At 57.3% G+C, this 19,928-nt stretch carries 17 protein-coding genes; 1 reads left to right on the top strand and 16 read right to left on the bottom strand.

The annotated features are described in order from the left end of the window. Positions 1-52: 52 nt before the first annotated feature. From elaB to NYE85_RS11765, 6 genes are all read right to left on the bottom strand, one after another. Positions 53-364, bottom strand: coding sequence for a stress response protein ElaB (gene elaB, locus NYE85_RS11790; protein WP_259004942.1), 312 nt, complete (start codon positions 362-364; stop codon positions 53-55). A 101-nt stretch (positions 365-465) separates the two neighbouring features. Further along, complete coding sequence (locus NYE85_RS11785; protein ID WP_259004940.1) at positions 466-969, bottom strand: DUF1097 domain-containing protein; 504 nt, start codon at positions 967-969, stop codon at positions 466-468. A 211-nt stretch (positions 970-1,180) separates the two neighbouring features. Beyond that, positions 1,181-2,425: an MFS transporter gene (locus tag NYE85_RS11780; RefSeq protein ID WP_259004939.1), complete on the bottom strand. Its 1,245-nt coding sequence runs from the start codon at positions 2,423-2,425 to the stop codon at positions 1,181-1,183. Positions 2,426-2,711: 286 nt separating this feature from the next. Further along, positions 2,712-3,581 carry a DMT family transporter gene (locus NYE85_RS11775; RefSeq protein WP_259004938.1) on the bottom strand — a complete coding sequence of 290 codons (870 nt, stop codon included), beginning with the start codon at positions 3,579-3,581 and terminating at the stop codon, positions 2,712-2,714. Between the two features lie 52 nt (positions 3,582-3,633). Next, a complete protein-coding gene (locus tag NYE85_RS11770; protein WP_259004937.1) occupies positions 3,634-4,059 on the bottom strand; it encodes a cupin domain-containing protein in 426 nt (141 codons plus the stop codon). Positions 4,060-4,272: 213 nt separating this feature from the next. Beyond that, positions 4,273-6,132, bottom strand: coding sequence for a thiamine pyrophosphate-binding protein (locus tag NYE85_RS11765; RefSeq protein ID WP_259004936.1), 1,860 nt, complete (start codon positions 6,130-6,132; stop codon positions 4,273-4,275). Between the two features lie 297 nt (positions 6,133-6,429). Between NYE85_RS11765 and NYE85_RS11760 the strand changes: the two genes are divergently transcribed. Continuing rightward, complete coding sequence (locus NYE85_RS11760) at positions 6,430-7,305, top strand: LysR family transcriptional regulator (protein WP_259004935.1); 876 nt, start codon at positions 6,430-6,432, stop codon at positions 7,303-7,305. A gap of 177 nt (positions 7,306-7,482) precedes the next feature. On the opposite strand, the gene nuoN is transcribed toward NYE85_RS11760, so the two are convergent. The 10 genes from nuoN to nuoE form a co-directional block, all read right to left on the bottom strand. Further along, entirely contained in the window at positions 7,483-8,940 is a 1,458-nt protein-coding gene (gene nuoN, locus NYE85_RS11755; protein WP_259004933.1) for an NADH-quinone oxidoreductase subunit NuoN, read from the bottom strand. A gap of 6 nt (positions 8,941-8,946) precedes the next feature. Next, a complete protein-coding gene (gene nuoM, locus NYE85_RS11750) occupies positions 8,947-10,476 on the bottom strand; it encodes an NADH-quinone oxidoreductase subunit M (protein WP_259004931.1) in 1,530 nt (509 codons plus the stop codon). Positions 10,477-10,813: 337 nt separating this feature from the next. Continuing rightward, positions 10,814-12,661 carry an NADH-quinone oxidoreductase subunit L gene (gene nuoL / locus NYE85_RS11745; protein ID WP_004960564.1) on the bottom strand — a complete coding sequence of 616 codons (1,848 nt, stop codon included), beginning with the start codon at positions 12,659-12,661 and terminating at the stop codon, positions 10,814-10,816. Then, positions 12,658-12,960 carry an NADH-quinone oxidoreductase subunit NuoK gene (nuoK, locus tag NYE85_RS11740; RefSeq protein ID WP_004960562.1) on the bottom strand — a complete coding sequence of 101 codons (303 nt, stop codon included), beginning with the start codon at positions 12,958-12,960 and terminating at the stop codon, positions 12,658-12,660. Before nuoK ends, nuoL begins: the two co-directional genes overlap by 4 nt. Next, positions 12,957-13,517, bottom strand: a complete 561-nt coding sequence (gene nuoJ / locus NYE85_RS11735; RefSeq protein WP_259004930.1) for an NADH-quinone oxidoreductase subunit J — start codon at positions 13,515-13,517, stop codon at positions 12,957-12,959. The genes nuoK and nuoJ overlap by 4 nt, the downstream gene beginning before the upstream one ends. Positions 13,518-13,530: 13 nt before the next feature. After that, a complete protein-coding gene (gene nuoI / locus NYE85_RS11730) occupies positions 13,531-14,073 on the bottom strand; it encodes an NADH-quinone oxidoreductase subunit NuoI (protein WP_259004929.1) in 543 nt (180 codons plus the stop codon). Positions 14,074-14,087: 14 nt separating this feature from the next. Next, complete coding sequence (gene nuoH, locus NYE85_RS11725) at positions 14,088-15,065, bottom strand: NADH-quinone oxidoreductase subunit NuoH (protein WP_004960551.1); 978 nt, start codon at positions 15,063-15,065, stop codon at positions 14,088-14,090. Then, the gene (gene nuoG, locus NYE85_RS11720) at positions 15,062-17,797 is read right to left on the bottom strand and encodes an NADH-quinone oxidoreductase subunit NuoG (protein ID WP_259004928.1); all 2,736 of its coding nucleotides are present in this window, start codon (positions 17,795-17,797) and stop codon (positions 15,062-15,064) included. The genes nuoH and nuoG overlap by 4 nt, the downstream gene beginning before the upstream one ends. 228 nt (positions 17,798-18,025) lie before the next feature. Then, positions 18,026-19,378, bottom strand: coding sequence for an NADH-quinone oxidoreductase subunit NuoF (gene nuoF, locus NYE85_RS11715; RefSeq protein WP_259004927.1), 1,353 nt, complete (start codon positions 19,376-19,378; stop codon positions 18,026-18,028). Then, positions 19,375-19,926, bottom strand: coding sequence for an NADH-quinone oxidoreductase subunit NuoE (nuoE, locus tag NYE85_RS11710; protein ID WP_259004926.1), 552 nt, complete (start codon positions 19,924-19,926; stop codon positions 19,375-19,377). The genes nuoF and nuoE overlap by 4 nt, the downstream gene beginning before the upstream one ends. Positions 19,927-19,928: the final 2 nt, after the last annotated feature.

Raw genomic sequence — 19,928 nt, 5'->3', positions numbered from 1 at the left:
CCCGGTTCTGGCGCCAGTTGCCGACGTCAGGCGCTACCGGCTATCAATCAGGTTATTTGCGTGCCAACAGCAGTCCCAGCACCAAGCCGATGGTTGCCCCGCATCCAACGCCGTGCCAGGGTTTGTCACGCACATAGTCATCCGCACGGTAAGCTACCTGTTTGGCACGAGCATAATAGGTTTCAGATGCGCCGGACAGGCGTGACTTTACGTCTTTCAGCGCCTGCTCCGCGCGGGTTTTGATGTCGATATAGGCCTGATCGGCGCGATCGCCGGAATATTTCAATACTTCTTCCAGCGTATCGGTCAACATACGCAGATCGTCGTCAAGCGTGGTTTGATTTTCGTCCGGATTAATCGCCATTGTGCCGTTCTCCTTTATTAAAAAATCACCGTTTGCTAACTATAGACAATAAAATCGCCATGCGGCCATCGGATTATTGGCTAAAAAGTCGGCCACCCCATCTAGACGTCGCCGCCGTTCTTCTCAAGCGTCGTCGGGGTTGACGCGGCGCATTGGCGCCCACGCGCCGCCAGCCACAGCCCGCTGTTCTTCATTGCATAACCGAACAATAGCCCCACCAGCAGCGACAGCGTCACCCAGCGCCAGTTACCGTCGCCGGCGAAGGTGGCGCAGGCACCAATAAAGGTACCCGGCACAAAACCCAACCACTGCTGGTAGGCCTGAATACACATCAGGAACGCCACCACGCCGGTCAATGCATACCCCAGCAGACTCCAGGCCGGATCGAGCGCACTGCCGTGAATAATCGCCATCGCCCAAAATACGCCACTGCAGCAGGTTAGCGCGCAAATCGCCAGCCCTTTCAGCCCGCCTTGCGGACAGGCGAAATAGGCGGTACAGCCCAGAAAGCCGGCCCAGCCGATCAACCCCAGACTCACCGCAACCCATCCCCAGATGCCGGACAGGATGCCGGTGGTAACGGCAATGGCAAAAATAACGTTCATAAAACCGACTCGCAAAGAAGAAAGCGCGCAGTTTACTCGAAATCGTCGGTTATTTTGTGATTAACATCACTAAATTAATGTAACGAGAGAAAGAGTGTTTTCAAAATCGGAGGGTTAATCACAAAAAAAAACCAGCGTGCAAGCACGCTGGAAATGACACACAACAACACCAGGGAAATCGTCAGTCGTACGGTTACCTCAAAACGCGTTATCAGCGCGGGAAGCCCGCTCGCGTTACCAGCACACTTAATGCCAGGCAAACTACCGTACTGACCATAAATAGCAGGTTAACCGCCAGGAGCAAACTCACCTGGTCGATAACCACTCCCAACAGGATTGGCACCCAGTTGGCAATATAAGCAATCACATAAAACAGCGAAATCAATCGTGCATGGCTGGATTTGGGTGAAATCAGATTTACCAGCGTCGCGCTGCCGACAAAGATCGCACCGTACGCATAACCCGCAATCACCATGCCCGCACCAGCCAGCCCCAGCGAGTGGATATGTATCGCTTCAGCGAATACCACCACCGACAGCGCCTGTGCCAGACAGCCAAACATCAACGAGTGACGAGCATTGATTCTGCGACTCAGGATCTGGCTGATACCCGCAATCAGCAAATATACCGCAATCACATAGCCGTACATGCCACGGCTGTGCATACCCAACAGGTTCTCTGCCACACTCGGGCCAATCGCCAGAATACTGGCCGCCACCGCCCAGCAGATAAACAACGCACCCGCACAAAGGAAAAACTTGCTACCGGTAGCGCGCAGACCATCGGCCAAGCCGCTTTTTTCCACTTCAGCTGCGGCCACCGGCTCACCGTTCACCGGCACAATCACCACATCACGCGGCCATTTGAGCATCACACCCAGGACAGCCGCTGCGGCCACCACCATGATAATGACAAACGGCAGCGAGGTGGTATGGAACCCGGTTTGCAGCGCCACACCGCTGAAAATCGGCCCCAGCGCCAGGCCCATGGTGAATGACAGCGTGGCAATCAATGCCGCATTCTTGCCACCGTCCTTTGGCCCAAAACGCACCAGCGCGATATTGGCCGCACCGGTCAACGCCCCGGTACCCACCCCGGCCAGCAGACGCGCCATAAACATCATCCAAAACGAATCCGCCAGCGTAAACAGTAGCGCTCCGGCCAACACCATCAACAGTGCCGGGACGATCATACTGCGCAGATCCTTGACCTTGCCGGCCATATTGCCAACGCCAAACAGCGAAATCAGCACGCCGGCGGCGTAAGCGCCGTAAATCATGGTCAGACTGACCGACGTCAGCCCCAACTGCTGTTGATAAAGCGGATAAAGCGGTGTCGGTGCACTGCTGTTCAACAATGCCGACATTAGCGCCAGCGCTAAAAACAGCAGAATAGCAAAATGCGACGTCACCGAGTTCGCTTTAGCGGTTTCATCAACGGCCAAACTTGCAGACATTACTCACTCCCAAAACAAGCAAGGCGCTAAGCCTTGATAAACGCGCAACCCTGAAAACCAAACTGCATCAGGAAACGCGCTCATCATACCGTTCTGGAATAACAGCCAAAATAGCCAAGAATGCATCACGGTGATTCAATATTGCATGCCGCAAGAAGCATTAATGCCAACTATGATAAACGCTATCAAACTTGGACGATACCGTCGTTGTTCGATAAGCACGGCTTACCTTGGAAAAAATAAGCATAAGATATAAACAATAATACTTTAGCCACGCTTATTTCAATCACGGCTGTACCGCCTCTGACTTGCGCGTCTTTGCCGACGGGCGTCGTGCGATAGCCAAACCGCCAGAAAGGATGATTAATGCCATGCCCGCAGCGGCGATAGAGGAGAGTTTTTCATTAAACAGCAGGAAGCCGAGCAAGGTAGAAAAGATAATGGTGCTGTATGAAAGAATACTGACAATCACCGGGTTGCCGCTGCCATAAGCGCGGGTCATGGTGATCTGCCCCAGGCTGCCGAACACGCCGATCGCACAGACGTTCAGCAAGGTGGCAAGATCCAGCGCGCTAAAGCCGATGGCGCCGGTCATTACCACCCCGACCAGCGTACCCACCAGTGAAAAATAAAACACCACCCGCAGTTCAGGCTCGCCGGTACGCACCAGTTTACCGACGTTGAAATATGCCAGCGCGGTCAACAGGCCGGAAAGCAAACCGATCAGCGTAGCGGCATAGGCACCGTGCGGTACATCAGGCCGCAGCAGCACCAGAATGCCGACAAACCCCAACAATACTGAAAACAGCAGCCTGCCGGTCAGCTGCCCCTTGGCGGTAACAAAGGTAATCACCGATTGAAAAATCGGATTGGTGTAACCCAGCGTGGTGGCGGTGGCGATCGGCAAATGAATCAGTGAATAAAAACCGCAATACATCGCCGCATTACCGATGGCCGCACGCTTCATATGCAATCCCAAATGGCGCGTGCGGAATCCCAGATTTTTGATTTTAATCAGCGCTGCAACGATCAGCACATTAATAAACGAACGGTAGAAAACGATCTCGAAAAATCCCACCTTCACCGACGCCAGTTTTATGCTAGCCCCCATCAGCGCAAAAAACACGCTGGCGACCAACATCCATAAAGCTACCATAACACCCTCTGATAGCGGCCCGTAAAAGACCGCAACACCCTGAATTAGCCGGCTATTTCCCAGCGCTGACCGTTAGCGGCCGGTTATCCGCACAGGCGAAGAACACCAGCATTTCCGCGCCCTTGTCTCCCGCAACGCCCTGATGAACAATATCTACCGTATCGGTAAAGGAGTCACCCTGCGTAAAGGTTTTTTTTACGCCGGTTTTTTCCACCGTCAGTGACACGCTGCCACCGGTCATATGCACCGCGCTGATGCACGGATGCGTATGCCAGGCCAATACCTTATTGGGCGCCACCGTCACCTTCAGCATGGTGATTTGCGGCGCACCGGCGGGATAATGCCCGTACGGTGTGCCCTCCCAGGATGTTTCGGTTTTCAGCAGCGTTTCCTTGCTGATTCCCTCGCCGTGTTCGTCTGCTGCCAACGCATTGCCGCAAGCCGCGCAGGTTATTGCCAGTAGTAATGCCTTATACATGGGATTATCGCTCCGTGATCGTTATTGATGAAAACACCCTGACGCAACGGGGTATGCAACAAACTACCGTTGCTGACCGCCCTCCGACACATGCAACTCGGGCGGCCACTGCCATTACACGCCTCCGATGCGCCGTTGGTATTCTACGACGCTCTCGGCATAGTAGCGATTTGGGCCGCAGCCATTACACGCCTCCGATGCGCCGTTGGTATTCTACGACGCTCTCGGCATAGTAGCGATTTGGGCCACGCCCTCGATGCGCCGTTGGTATTCTACGACGCTCTCGGCATAGTAGCGATTTGGCACCGCATGATTACCGACCATCATTTCAATCAGATACGGGCCGTCATGTTCAGCAGCCGTTGCCAGCGCCCGATCCAGCTCATCCAGCGTCGTGGCCCTGGCCGCCGCGACGCCCAGACTATTGGCAAACGCCTGCCAGTCATGATTCGGTAATGCGGTATAATCGGCGGATATACCTCGATTTTGCAACGTATCAATATGCATCGCGCCATGTGCGCAGTTATTCATCACCACAAAGGTCATCTTGACCCGATAACGCGCCGCCGTCTGGATTTCGATGCCGTGCATCAACATGCAGCCGTCGCCGGTAACTACCAGGCAATCGCGCTGCGGTGCCGCCAGCTTGATGCCGATGCCGGCACAAATCGCCCACCCCATCGGCGCCAGAGAACTGGAGGTGTGATAATCACCGCCGCCGTTGCTCTGCCAGTGGTGCGCCATGAAGATGCGGTGCGCGCCGGAATCGACCACCACGTTGACATCCGGCGCAAAGTGGCTGCGCAGGCGTTTGATGGCGTCGCCGGGGTAGAGTGCAGTTTCGCCTTTTACGGTGCGCGCCGGCAGATCCGGCAGCGGCAACTCAAGCGGCAGCCGACTGACGTGCTCCATCCACTGCATGCGCAGTTTAATGATACCGGCCAGATGAGCATCGTCATCCGCCACCGCATTTAGCAGCCGTTGCAACGATCCGCTCAGGCTGGAAAAGATCTGCACGTCCGGCTGGTAATGGAAACTGGCCTTGTCAAAATCCTCGTCGATCACCACCAGCGTTTTGGTACCGTGCAATTTGGCACTCCAGTTCAAACTGTCACGCTGTCCGAGATCGCAGCCCAGCACCAACAGCACATCGACCTCATCGCCATTGAGCGTCTCCACTGCGCGGGTGTGGCCGGCAAAGCCGTACAGTCCCAACGCCAGCGGGTGGCCCTCGGGGAATGCGCCCTTTCCGCCCAGGGTAGTCGCAACCGGCAGTTGGTACTTTTCCGCTACCCGCAGCAGCAGTGCAGCGTCTTGCGGATTGTTTACCCGGCTACCGACCAGACAGGCGATATTCAGGCCGCGCAGCAGGTAATCGTCCAGAATGCCATCCAGCGCCGCTTGATCCACCGCCGTTTCACGACACACCGGCGCATGCGACGAGGCAGGCCGTTCAACCTCACTCCATGGTCGCTGCTGCATGTCCACCGGCACGCTGAGGTAGGCACGGCCTTTGCGCTGACCGTTCAGGCACGACAGACTGCGGCGCAGTTCATGCGGCAAGGTCAGGTTGTTTTTTACTTCGATCGCCGCAGATAGCAAGGGTTTGACGATGGTCAACTCGTCGATGCCGCTGTTGCTACCGTCCTGGAATGCCCCCTGCGCTTCATGGTGGGTGGCGATGCCGCCAGCCAGATACAGCACCGGGATTTTATCCGCCTGCGCCGCTGCCATCGCCGGCAGAAAATTCATGGTGCCAGGGCCGGAAATCCCCAGACAGACGCCGAATTTGCGGCTGGCACGGGCGTAACCATCGGCCATGAAACCACAGGCGGTTTCATGGGCGCCAACGATGCCGGCAATGGCCGAACCTTCTATCGATTTGATCAGGGGATAGATCAGTTTGCCGGGGACCAGAAAGATATGTTGAATGTCACGTGCTGCCAGCGCCTGAATAATCCCATCCGCATTATTGGTCCGTGCGGTTTTGTGGTCGGAAGAAACGGCAACGCTGACACCATCCGCGGTCGCCAGAGCAACCGGGGTGTACAAGTTTTCTGCGTGAGACTCCATGGTTTAATGTCCAATCAAGAAGGGAAGTTCGAGCGCATCCCATCAGGTGGAAATCCCGGTAGAGACAGGCTCTTATAATGTGCGCCAGATCACAGCATAAGCATTGATTAGCATAAGGTTTGGTAGTTAAAAATAAAGATGCAAAATTGCTTCTCAATGATGCAATTATTCATATCCTGAAACATAATAAATAATTATGATACGGATGCCTCATTTTTGGCGCAAGTCGCTCGTCAAGCCCGCTGTCCTCAGCACCGACCGCGCCGGATCCGGAAAAGCGCTAACAAAGGAAAAAACATGATGAATTGGGATGACGCACGCTTCTTCCTGGCGGTGGCACGCTGCGGCACGTTACGCAAAGCCGCGCATGAACTCCATGTTGATCAGGCCACCGTCGGCCGGCGCATCGCTGCTTTTGAAGAGGCTCTGGGCTCAAAGCTGTTCATTCGCACGCCAAAATCGTTTTCACTCAGCCCGCTGGGTGAAGAAATGCTGATCGACGTGATGAACATGGAAAATGCGGTTCAGGCCATTGGTCGCAAAGCAACCAGCGGTGATGACAGCCTGTGTGGCAACGTGCGCATTGCCACCACCGATACCATGGCCGAAGCGTTCGTCATTCCAGCGCTCAGGCACCTGCGTGAACAGCATCCGCAGATCACCGTCACCCTGCTGACCGCGGTGAACATTTCCGATATTTCGTACCGTGGCGCCGATTTGGCGATCCGTGGCGCAAGACCGGATTCCGACGAGCTGATCATCAAACGAATGGCCACTATTGAAATGGGTCTGTATGCCACGCAGGACTATCTCGACAAGCACGGCGTTCCGCTCAAGGGCGACCATCTGCGCGGCCACGATTTGCTGATGTTCCCCCGTGAACTGGTACCGCGCCACTGGAATGACTTTTGTGGCGAAACGCTGATCGATCCCAACGTGGTGCTGCAATGTAATTCGCAGCTGTTGCTGCGCTCCGCCACCCGTAACGGGCTTGGCATCGGACTGTTGTCATCGTTTCTGGCGGATCAGGATCCGGATTTGGTACGGATTTTCCCGGACAGCAAGGACTGGGTGGATATCTGGCTGGTACTGCATCCCGATCTGCAACGGGCGGCGCGAGTGCGGGCGGTGGTTTCTGCACTTGAAGAGGCATTTACACACTATCCCCACTGATGGTCTTGTGCCGATATTGAAGACCATCGGCAGCGGTAGATTCCCAACCACAGAAGAAAATGCGTGAGAAACCGGCGATGCTGTATCGCCGTAGTCCAGCGCTGATGACGCGGTAATCTCATCTTCCGCCGATAAAAAAAGGTCGCCGAAGCGACCTTTTTACTGCCTGAGCCAGCGTTAGAACGTCGGTTGCGCCATCTGTACCAGCGTAATCAACGGCTGCGGATAGATACCCAGCATCAGCACCAAAGCGGCAGAAATCAGCACCACTACCCCGCCGGCGGTCAGCGCCCAGTTGTTCGGCGTATCGCGCGACAGGGTTTCCGGTGCGCTGAGGAACAGGCTGACGGTCACGCGCAGGTAGTAGTACAAACCGATGGCACTGCCCAGCACCACGGCACCGGTCAGCCACCACAGCTGCGCGCTGACGCCCATCGCGATAACGAAGAACTTGCCGATGAAGCCCAGCGTCATCGGGATACCGGCCAGCGACAGCATCATCACCGTCATTACCGCCGACAGGATAGGCTTATGCCAGAACAGACCACGGTAGGAGAACAGCGAATCTGCATCCGGGCCACGGTACGGGCTGGACATCAGACTGACGACGCCAAACGCCCCCAGGCTGCTGAACAGGTAACCGGCCAGATAGACCCCGGCGGTTTCCAGCGCCAGCTGATGGGTCTGTACTGCCACCAGCGCCACCAGCAGGTAGCCAAGGTGGGCAATGGAGGAATAACCCAGCAGACGTTTGATGTTGGTCTGGCTGATGGCCATCAGGTTGCCGAACAGGATCGAACACACTGCGATAATCGACAGTACCATGCGCAACGCTTCGTTATCCGCCGCCGGCGCGTACAGGAACAGACGCATCACCACGGCGAAGATTGCAATCTTGCTGGCGGTTGCCAGGAAGGTTGAAACCGGAGCAGGCGCGCCCTGATAGACGTCCGGCGTCCACAGTTGGAACGGTACCAGCGACAGCTTGAAGCCCAGACCGACGATCATCATGCCCATACCGGCCAGGATCAGCGGCTGGTGCATCATGTTTTCACCGAGGCTCTTGCCGAGCCCGGCCATCGACAGATCGCCGGATTCGGCGTACAGCAGCGCCATGCCGAACAGCAGGAAGCTGGAGGCGGCAGCGGACAGCAGCATGTACTTGATGGCGGCTTCCAGCGGACGCTTCTGACGATAGGCGTACCCCACCAGACCAAACAGCGGCAGCGAGATCAGTTCAATACCGATGAACAGCGACGCCAGATGATTGGCGCTCGCCAGCAGAATGCCACCCATGGCGGCAATCAGCACCAGCAGGTAGAACTCTTCGCGGTTGTCCGGATAACCGACCAGCCACGGATAGGCGAAGGTACAGGTGGCCAGGCTCGCCAGCAGCACCAGTCCGGTATAGAAGATCGAATAACCGTCCACCCGCAGCAGCGGTGTGACGTCCATTGGGCCTGCCTGGCCAACAAAGTACAAGGAAAGCAGCGCCAGGTTGAGACCAATGACAGCCAGAGTGGCGTTGATAAAGTGGTCGCGTCGCCACGCAATGCTTAGCATCACAACCACTACCGTCAATCCGACGATCAACAGCGGCAACAGTGCGATCAGTTGTTGAGGAGTTATTGTCATGGCGAATTACGGCCTTGTTGTTGAAATTGCAGAAACTGACGAACCAAACCAGTGTTGCACGTTGCTCATCGCAGCGGCAGAGGTATCCAGCACCGGCTGCGGGTAGAAGCCCAGCAGTACCAGCAGAACCACCAGCAGCAGAATAATGAACAGTTCGCGCGCGGTCATGCCCGGCAACGGCTGGTCAGATTTCGGCGCGCCATAATATGCACGCTGCATCATGATCAACGAGTAGACCGAGGCAAACACCAGACCAAAGGTGGAGATCACCGTGATCACCGGAACAACCTGGAAGCTGCCGAACAGGATCATGAACTCGCCTACGAAGTTACCGGTTCCCGGCATGCCGAGGGTCGCAACCGCGAAGAACAGCGACAGCGCAGGAATGAACTTGATACGCCCCCACAGGCCCCCCATCTGACGCATGTCACGGGTATGCAGACGCTCATACAGCTGGCCACAGATGATGAACATGCCGGCGGCCGACAGGCCGTGGGCGATCATCTGAATCACCGCTCCCTGGTATGCCAGCTGGCTGCCGGTGTAGATGGCAATCAGCACGAAGCCCATATGGGACACCGAGGTGTAGGCGATCAGGCGTTTGATATCGGTCTGCGCAAACGCCATCCAGGCGCCGTAGAAGATACCAACCACGCCCAGCCACATGGCGATCGGCGCAAACTCGGCGGAAGCGTTCGGGAACAGCGGCAGACTGAAGCGCAGCAGGCCGTAGGCCGCGGTCTTCAGCAAGATGCCGGCCAGATCCACCGAACCGGCGGTTGGCGCCTGGCTGTGCGCATCGGGTAACCAGCCGTGCAATGGCACCACCGGCATTTTCACCGCGAACGCGATGAAGAAGCCGAGCATCAACAGGTATTCGATGTTATGCGACATCGGGGTTTTCAGCAGATCTTCGTAGTTGAAGGTCCACACGCCGGTGGCATTGTAGTGAACGAACACCAGCCCCAGAATGGCAATCAGCATCACCAGACCGCTGGCCTGGGTATAGATGAAGAATTTGGTTGCCGCGGTGATGCGGGTTTTACCGTCTGATGCCTTGTGACCCCACAGTGCGATCAGGAAGTACATCGGCACCAACATCATTTCCCAGAAGAAGAAGAACAGGAACATGTCGATGGCGAGGAACACGCCAATCACGCCGCCGAGGATCCACAGCAGGTTCAGGTGGAAGAAGCCCTGATATTTCTGGATTTCACGCCAGGAACAGAGGATCGCCAGCACGCCGAGCAGGCCGGTCAGCACCACCATCAGCAGCGACAGGCCATCCAACGCCAGGTGCACGGTAATGCCGAAGCGCGGGATCCACGGCAGAATAAACTCGGATTGCCACTGCGGCAGACCCACCGGTTTGAGCAATGTATAGCCGCCCTGCAACCACAGCTGCAGAGAAAGCGCCAATGTCAGCCCCATTGCGATTAACGCGATCCAACGCGGCACCTTGCTGCCGAAACGTTCGCACTGCCAGCACAGCAGACCGCCGATAAAGGGGATAAGAATTAGCCAAGGTAATAGCATGGCGTTTTGTGTCCCTTATTCTACCGTTGTCTTTCACGTTATGGCGTTGTTGGCTTCGTTTGCTCATTCCGGCCACTTACTTTAGTAAGCTTCCGGAGATTCACCCACTTGCCGTCTGACCACAACGCGAAATTCACACGGTATAAAACATTCCGCATAACACCGAGTTAACGGATGCTACGCCCGATAATTGCATCTGTTGAAATTAGCCATACCCTAAATAATTGGAGTTGCATCAAGGCGGCGGGTCTGTAAGACCCCAGCAACAGAGATAACTCAATGGCTGGGGCTACAGGTGGAGCCAACAACGATGTAGCTTCAAATATGACGGGTATATTTAAACCAAAATCAACAGCGCCAATACGACCACTGCACCCACACCCATCGAGGCGATGTACCAGCGTACCTGCCCGTTTTCGCTGACCGTCAGGCCTCGGTTCCCCCAGCGGGAGAACACGGCCGGTATGTTCATCAGCGAGTTCAACGGATCGCTTTGCAGCAGGCGTGCAATACCCAGGTAAGGCTTGACGAATACCTTGTCATACAGCCAGTCGAAGCCCCAGGCATGGAACCACCAGGTCGAGAAGAAACGACCCGGCGCGCTGTTGGCAACTGCGCTAACCAGGCTGCGTTTGCCCAGCCACAGCGCGGCCGCCAGCAGAATACCGACGATCGCCACCACCCCGGAGGTGATTTCAAGCGTCAGCACGCTGCCATGCGCCAGTTCGGTGGTAGCCGGCAATACGCCGTGCAATGGTGGCACGATCATCGCGCCCACAAAGGTCGACAGCACCAGCAACACCAGCAGCGGCAGGTGATGGGTAATCCCCTTGCCGGCATGCGCCTTGATCTTCTCTTCGCCATGGAAGACGATGAAAATCATACGGAAGGTATACAGCGAGGTCATAAATGCACCGACCAGGCCGGCAATCATCAGGTTGAGGTGACCATTGGCCATCGCCCCCGCCAGGATTTCGTCCTTACTGAAGAAGCCTGCGGTGACCAGCGGCAACGCCGACAGGGCCGCGCCCCCCACCAGGAAGCAGACGTACACCAGCGGAATACTCTTGCGCAGGCCACCCATTTTGAAGATGTTTTGCTCATGATGACAGGCGAGGATCACCGAACCGGACGACAGGAACAGCAGCGCCTTGAAGAATGCATGGGTCATCAGGTGGAAAATTGCCGCGTCCCACGCCTGTACGCCCAGCGCCAGGAACATGTAACCAATCTGGCTCATGGTGGAATAGGCCAGCACGCGTTTGATGTCGGTCTGTACCAGCGCGGCAAAACCGGCCAGCAGCAGCGTTACCGCCCCCACGATACCCACCAGGTGCAGCACTTCCGGCGCCATCAGGAACAGGCCGTGCGTACGGGCAATCAGGTAAACGCCCGCGGTCACCATGGTAGCGGCGTGGATCAGCGCAGACACCGGCGTCGGACCGGCCATCGCATCGGCCAGCCAGGTTTGCAACGGCAGCTGTGCGGATTTACCGACCGCACCGCCCAACAGCATCAGCGTTGCCCAGGTAATGGCGGTATCGCCTACCGCCAGTTTCTGCGGCGCCAGCACCATCAGTTCGCGAATGTTCAGCGTGCCCAGTTCGTGGTACAGAATGAACAGTGCGAACGCCAGGAAAACGTCGCCGACGCGGGTGACGATAAATGCTTTCATCGCCGCGGCGCCGTTGGCCGGATCCTTGTAGTAGAAGCCGATCAGCAGATAACTGCACAGCCCTACCCCTTCCCAGCCCAGGTACATCAGCAACAGGTTATCTGCCAGTACCAATACCACCATGCTGGCGATAAACAGGTTGGTATAGGCGAAGAAGCGCGAGTAACCCTCTTCACCGCGCATGTACCAGGAGGCAAACATGTGGATGAAGAAGCCGACGCCGGTAACCACCGACAGCATGGTCAGCGACAGACCGTCCAATACCAGCGTAACGCCGATATTGAAGTTATCGACCGCCATCCAGGTCCACAGATGCTGCTCGAACAGCGGCACGCCCGCGGCTTTTTGGCTGAGGAAGTCCATCGCCACATACACCGTGACCAGCGCAGCCAGGCCGATGGAACCGACGCCAACGGTCGCCGACGCGTTCTCGGACCAGCGGCCTCGGGAAAATGCCAACAGCAGGAAGCCGATCAGCGGCAGCAGAATAGTTAAATATAATAGGTTCATCCGCGCATCTCACTGACAGTATCGATATTCAGGGTATGACGACGACGGTACAGCTGCAGCAGCAGCGCCAGGCCAATGCTGGCCTCGGCGGCCGCCAGGCTGATCGCCAGGATGTACATCACCTGTCCGTCCGCCTGGCCCCAGTAGCTTCCCGCCACGATAAACGCCAACGCCGCAGCGTTGATCATCACTTCCAGACTGATCAGCATAAACAGCAGATTACGGCGAATCAGCAACCCGGTCAGACCGAGCACAAACAAAATTGCCGCCAGAATCAGTCCATGTTGAAGAGGGATCATGCTTGCTCCTCCGATTTTCTTTTCGCCATTTCACCGCTGGCCGGGGTGCTGCTCAGCACTTCGCCCGGTTTGTGTTCGCGGCCAATGTGGAAGGCAACCACCAGCCCCGCCAACAACAGCATCGAAGCCAGTTCAACCGCCAGCACGTAAGGGCCGAACAGGCTGATGCCGACCGCCTTGGCGTCAACCATCTCGCCGCTGATGCCCTGATCGGACACGCTGCGAATGGCAACGATCAATACCACCAGCAGGATCAGCGACAGCAGTCCCGGCCCAATCCATAGCGACGGTTTCAGCCATTCGCGCTCTTGCTGCTGAACCGCATTACCCAGGTTCAGCATCATCACCACGAATACGAACAGCACCATGATGGCACCGGCATACACGATGATTTCCAACGCGGCGGCAAAATAGGCGCCCAGTGAGAAGAACACTGCCGAGATCGCCAACAGCGAGACGATCAGATACAGCAACGCATGCACAGGATTGGTATGCGAGATCACGCGAATAGTCGCGAGGATCGCTATCAAACCTGCCAGATAAAATGCAATTTCCATGCTTGCTGGCTCCTTACGGCAACAGGCTTTTGACGTCGATCGGCTTGGCTTCGTTTTCGGCTTCGCCTTTCGCTTTGCCGTCAATTGCCATACCGGCCATCCGGTAGAAGTTATATTCCGGATATTTACCCGGGCCCGAGATCAGCAGATCTTCTTTTTCGTACACCAGATCCTGGCGTTTGAACTCGCCCATTTCGAAATCCGGCGTCAGCTGGATCGCGGTGGTTGGGCAGGCTTCTTCGCACAGGCCACAGAAAATGCAGCGCGAGAAGTTGATGCGGAAGAATTCCGGATACCAGCGGCCGTCTTTCTGCTCGGCCTTTTGCAGCGAAATACAGCCCACCGGGCAGGCAACCGCGCACAGGTTGCAGGCTACGCAGCGTTCTTCGCCGTCCGGATCGCGCGTCAGCACGATACGGCCGCGGTAACGTGGCGGCAGATTCACCGGCTCTTCCGGATACATGCGGGTTTCGCGCTTGGCGAAGGCATGCATGCCAATCATCCAAATGCTGCGCACCTGGGTGCCGAAACCAACCACTAACTCTTTCAATGTCATGGTTTATTCACCCCTTATTGAGCGTTGTACAAAATGACCGCAGCGGTCGCCAGCAGGTTCAGCAGCGTCAACGGCAGGCACACTTTCCAGCCGAAGGACATCACCTGGTCATAACGCGGACGTGGCAGTGCAGCACGAATCAGAATGAACATCATCATGAAGAAAGCCGTTTTCAACGCGAACCAGATGAACGGCGGCAGGAACGGACCCTGCCAGCCACCGAAGAACAACGTCACAATCAGGGCCGAAACGGTAACGATACCGATGTATTCACCAACGAAGAACAGACCGAACTTCATGCCGGAATATTCAATGTGGTAACCGTCAGCCAGTTCCTGCTCCGCTTCCGGTTGGTCAAACGGGTGGCGGTGACACACCGCGACGCCGGCAATGGCAAAGGTTACGAAACCAAAGAATTGCGGAATGACGTTCCAGACGTGAGCCTGTGACTCAACGATAGCCTGCATGTTGAACGAACCTGCCTGCGCCACTACGCCCATCAGCGACAGGCCGAGAAACACCTCGTAGCTCAGGGTTTGCGCGGAAGCACGCATTGCCCCCAACAGCGAGTATTTGTTGTTGCTCGACCAGCCGGCGAACAGCACGGCGTATACCGCCAGGCCGGCCATCATCAGGAAGAACAGAATACCGATGTTGAGGTCGGACACCGCCCAGGTCGGGCTGACCGGGACGATGGCAAATGCCAGCAACAGGGAAGTAAAGGCGATCATCGGCGCCAGGGTGAAGATCACCCGGTCGGAGAATTTCGGTACCCAGTCTTCCTTGAAGAACATTTTGATCATGTCGGCAACCAGCTGCAGCGAACCGCCCCAGCCGACACGGTTAGGTCCATAACGGTTTTGGAACAGCCCGAGCAGACGGCGTTCGCCGAAGCTCATAAAGGCGCCGCAGCTCACCACCACCAGCAGGATAACCACCGCTTTCAAAATGGCGATCAGCACATCGATCACCTCAGGGGTAAACCAGCTCATCGTGCCGCCTCCCGCAGATTTTCAACCGTTGCACCCACCAACACCGGCGGGATCCCTGGCAAGCCGAGCGGCAAACCAACCTGACCCTGAGACAGGGTTTCACTCAGCCGCACCGGCAGACGCAGCGTCTGACCCGCACAGTTGAACTCCACCAGACTGCCTTCGTTAACGCCCAGCTGTGCGGCATCGGCCGGGTTAACCATCGCGTATGCCTGCGGCATGCGCTGCTGGATAACCTGCGAACGCTGCGACATTTCATCGCTGCCGAACAGGTGATAGTACGGCGCCACACGCCAGCCTTGCGCCTCGAAGGCGGTCGGTACGTCGGTGAAGTAGTCGAGGTTGCCCTCCCCTGCTTCGATCAGGCGCACGCCCGGATCGCCATGGCGCAGCTTGCCGCCCACTTCGGCCTGGAACTTGTTCCACGCCTGCGGTGAGTTCCAGCCCGGCGCCCAGGCAAACGGAATTTGCTGCCGATCGGCCAGCGGGTTGTTGTTCCCTTCCATCGAGAAGGCGAACATGGTGTCTTTATCCTGCGGCTGACGCGGCTCATGGACGCTGATGTCTGCACGCATCGCGGTGCGTCCGCTGTAACGGTGCGGTGAACGCGCCAGCTTCTGCCCACGGATGCGGAACGAAGCGTCCGGTGCGGCATCCCTGATGCCTTGCAGCTGCGGCAACGCCTCGACGCAGGCGGCGATCACATGATCGAGCTGCGTCCAGTCAACCTGACGGCTGGTGTAGGTGGAATGCAGCGAATGCATCCAGCGCCAGCTTTCCAGCATTTCGGTACGGACGTTTTTCTTCGCGTCATCGTAGTAGGCCGGATCGTACACCTGGAAGAAACGCTGCGCGCGGCCTTCCTGGTTGACCAGCGTGCCATCGCTTTCGGCAAAGCTGGCCGACGACAGCACCAGATTGGCCTTGTCCATAATGGCGGTGCGCTGGTGATCGGCAACGATCAGGTTGCTGACCTGCGCCAGTGCCGCATCGATCCTGGCCGCCGGTGCATGACGGTAAAGATCGTTTTCCATCACGATGGCGGTATCGGCTGCGCCGCTTGCCAGCTGTTCCAGCGCCTGATCGAGCGAACCGCCGCCGATCATCGCCAGTCCCATGCTGTTGGCCGCGCCGGCCACAAAGGTAATGCCAACGTCAGAACCGCGCCCTTTCAATGCCTTGGCAATGTTGGCCGCCGCCTTGATGATCGCTTCGCTGCCGGCGTTGCTGCCGGTGACGATCAGCGGTTTGCGCGCATCGGTCAGCGCCTGCACGATAATCGCCACCTTCTTGTGCAGATCGTCGGCCAGACCATCCACCGCCGGCGCTGCGCTGTCCAGCGCGTGAGCAATGGCGAAGCCGAGGCGTGCCTGCTCGTCGACCGGCGCACGGTAGTTCCAGGCGGCAATGTCGTCCATGCGGGTGTTGTCGACGTTGGTGATGAACAGCGGATGTTTGGCGTGCTGACCAATGTTCTGCACCGCCGCGATCTGCCAGTCGGCAACGCGTTGCGCCGCAGCCATGGCGCGCGCCTTGCCCTTCACCGCCTGACGTACCGACAGCGCTATGCGTGCGCCGGTCTGGGTCAGATCTTCACCCAACACCAGCACCGCATCGTAATCTTCGATTTCACGCAGCGCCGGCGTATAAACGCCGCTGTTTTTCAGCACGTCGAGCATCAGCGCCAGACGTGACTGTTCCGCCTGGGCGATACCGGTGTAAAAGTTCTCGGCACCGACCAGTTCTCGCAACGCGAAGTTGCTTTCCACGCTGGCGCGCGGCGAGCCGATGCCGATGGTTTTCTTCGCCTGACGCAGAATGTCTGCCGCACCCTGCATCGCCTGCTCGGCGTTCAGGGTGATCCAGTCATCGCCACGCAGTTGCTGCGGCTGACGTGGACGGTCGTCCAGATTGACGTAGCCGTAGCCGAAACGACCGCGATCGCACAGGAAGTAATGGTTCACGCTGCCGTTGTAGCGGTTTTCAATACGACGCAGTTCGCCGTAGCGCTCGCCCGGGCTGGTGTTGCACCCCACGCTGCACTGCTGGCAGATGCTTGGCGCAAACTGCATGTCCCATTTACGGTTATAGCGTTCGGAGTGGGTTTTGTCGGTGAAGACCCCGGTCGGGCACACTTCCACCAGGTTACCGGAAAACTCGCTTTCCAGCGTGCCGCTTTCCGGACGGCCGAAGTAGACGTTGTCGTGCGCGCCATACACCCCCAGATCGGTGCCGTCGGCATAATCCTTGTAGTAGCGCACGCAGCGGTAGCAGGCGATGCAGCGGTTCATCTCGTGCGAGATAAACGGCCCCAGGTCCTGGTTCTGGTGAGTACGCTTGGTGAAGCGATAGCGACGGAAGCTGTGGCCGGTCATCACCGTCATATCCTGCAGGTGACAGTTACCGCCCTCTTCGCACACCGGACAGTCGTGCGGGTGGTTGGTCATCAACCATTCCACTACGCTCTCGCGGAACTGTTTGGCTTCTTCGTCGTCAATGGAAATGAAGGTTCCATCGGCGGCCGGTGTCATACATGACATCACCAAACGGCCGCGCGTATCTTCCGCGTTTTGGTATTGCTTTACCGCACATTGGCGGCAAGCGCCGACGCTTCCCAGCGCCGGATGCCAGCAAAAGTAAGGAATATCGAGGCCGAGGGAGAGACACGCCTGCAACAGGTTGTCGGCTCCATCTACGTCGTATTCTTTGCCGTCTACATGAATCGTAGCCATAGTCAGCATGCTTCCAATTTGCCTGAAATAACCGTCATTCTTTACGCCGTTGCCGTGTTGGCTAACCTCGTTCACACCGGTCATCGAGTTAACACTCCCGGCGCTTCTCTCGGTTGCCACCTTGCCGCAACGCAAATGCTTCGATTATTTCCAAGCGTTAATTATAAAATTCTGCTTAATCAACAAGCCGAGAGGCTCTGTTTGACGCCTCTCATCCTGCCAAGATATTTACCAGCGCTGCTTCAACAGGTTGTTCGCCTGGATGCCGCCAATGGCGTGTGCATTACTGAATTGCTGCACTTTGATCCCGGCTTCGAACTCGTCACGGAAATATTTAATTGCGCTTTGCAGTGGCTCTACGGCACCTGGCGCGTGGGCACAGAAGGTTTTGCCTGGGCCAAGGAAGCGGCACAGCTGTTCGAGAGTTTCAATATCCCCCGGTTGACCTTCGCCGTTTTCCAATGCGCGCAGGATCTTCACGCTCCACGGCAGACCGTCGCGGCACGGCGTACACCAGCCACAGGACTCGCGGGCGAAGAACTCTTCCAGATTGCGCACCAGAGGCACCATGCCGATTTCGTGGTCCACCGCCATTGCCAGCGCGGTACCCAGACGGCTGCCGGCCTTGCCGATGTTCTCGAAGTCCATCGGCAGATCGAGGTGGTCAGCGGTCAGGAAGTCGGTTCCTGCGCCACCCGGTTGCCAGGCCTTGAACTTCAGGCCATCGCGCATACCGCCGGCGTAATCTTCCAGAATTTCGCGCGCGGTGGTGCCAAACGGCAGCTCCCAGAGACCCGGATTTTTCACCCGGCCGGAGAAGCCCATCAGTTTGGTACCGGCGTCGTTGCTCTTGCCGGCGGAAATGCCCTTGTACCAGTCCACGCCGTTCGCCAGGATCGCCGGGACGTTGCACAGGGTTTCCACGTTGTTGACGCAGGTCGGCTTGCCCCATACGCCAGCGGAAGCCGGGAACGGCGGCTTGGAGCGCGGGTTGGCGCGGCGGCCTTCCAGCGAGTTGATCAGCGCGGTTTCTTCACCGCAGATATAGCGGCCGGCACCGGTGTGCACGAACAGCTCAAAGTCGAATCCGCTGCCCATGATGTTTTTGCCAAGCAAACCGGCCTCGGTCGCTTCGGCGATGGCGCGACGCAGATGCACCGCAGCTTCGACGTATTCGCCACGCAGGAAGATGTAGCCGCGATAGGCTTTCAGCGCAAAGGCCGAAATCAGCATGCCTTCCACCAGCAGGTGCGGCAGCTGCTCCATCAACAGGCGGTCCTTGTAGGTGCCCGGCTCCATTTCATCGGCGTTACACAGCAGGTAACGGATGTTCATGGATTCGTCTTTTGGCATCAGGCTCCACTTCAGGCCGGTGGAGAAACCCGCACCGCCACGGCCTTTCAACCCGGCGTCTTTCACCAGGTTGACGATCTCGTCGGGCGCCAGCCCCTTGATGGCCTTTTCTGCCCCCGCATAGCCGTTTTTGCTGCGGTATTCATCCAGCCATACCGGCTGTTTGTCATCGCGCAGTCGCCAGGTCAGCGGGTGCATCTCGGGAGTGCGTACAATGTCTTTGATCATTGATACTGCTCCAGTAGATTTTCGATGTCTTCAGGCTTCAGCTGACTGTGAGTATCCTCATCAATCATCATGGTCGGCCCTTTGTCGCAGTTACCCAGGCAACAGGTTGGCAGCAGGGTGAAACGGCCATCGCCGGTGGTTTGGCCCGGCTTGATGTTCAGTTTCTTTTCGATGGCGGCCTGAATGCCCTGATACCCGGTAATGTGGCAGACCACGCTGTCACAATAACGGATGACGTGACGCCCTACCGGCTGACGGAAAATCTGGCTGTAGAACGTGGCCACGCCTTCTACGTCGCTGGCGGGAATGCCCAGCACGTCTGCGATGGCATAAATCGCCCCATCGGGAACCCAGCCGCGCTGCTTCTGCACGATTTTCAGTGCTTCGATAGACGCGGCGCGTGGATCCTCGTAATGGTGCTTTTCGTGCTCGATCGCATCACGTTCTTCAGCGCTCAACTCGAATGCATCAGCGCCGCTCTGGGGAGCGGCTGCATTGATCGGCTCTAGAGCATCGTTGCTCACGTGACTGTCTTTTTGAAAGTGCATAG

The organism is Serratia sp. AKBS12 (assembly GCF_024793895.1).
In the GTDB taxonomy this organism is placed as follows: Bacteria; Pseudomonadota; Gammaproteobacteria; order Enterobacterales; family Enterobacteriaceae; genus Serratia_F.
The sequence above is the reverse complement of the archived record's forward strand: the minus strand, read 5'-3'. Positions and strand labels throughout refer to the sequence as shown.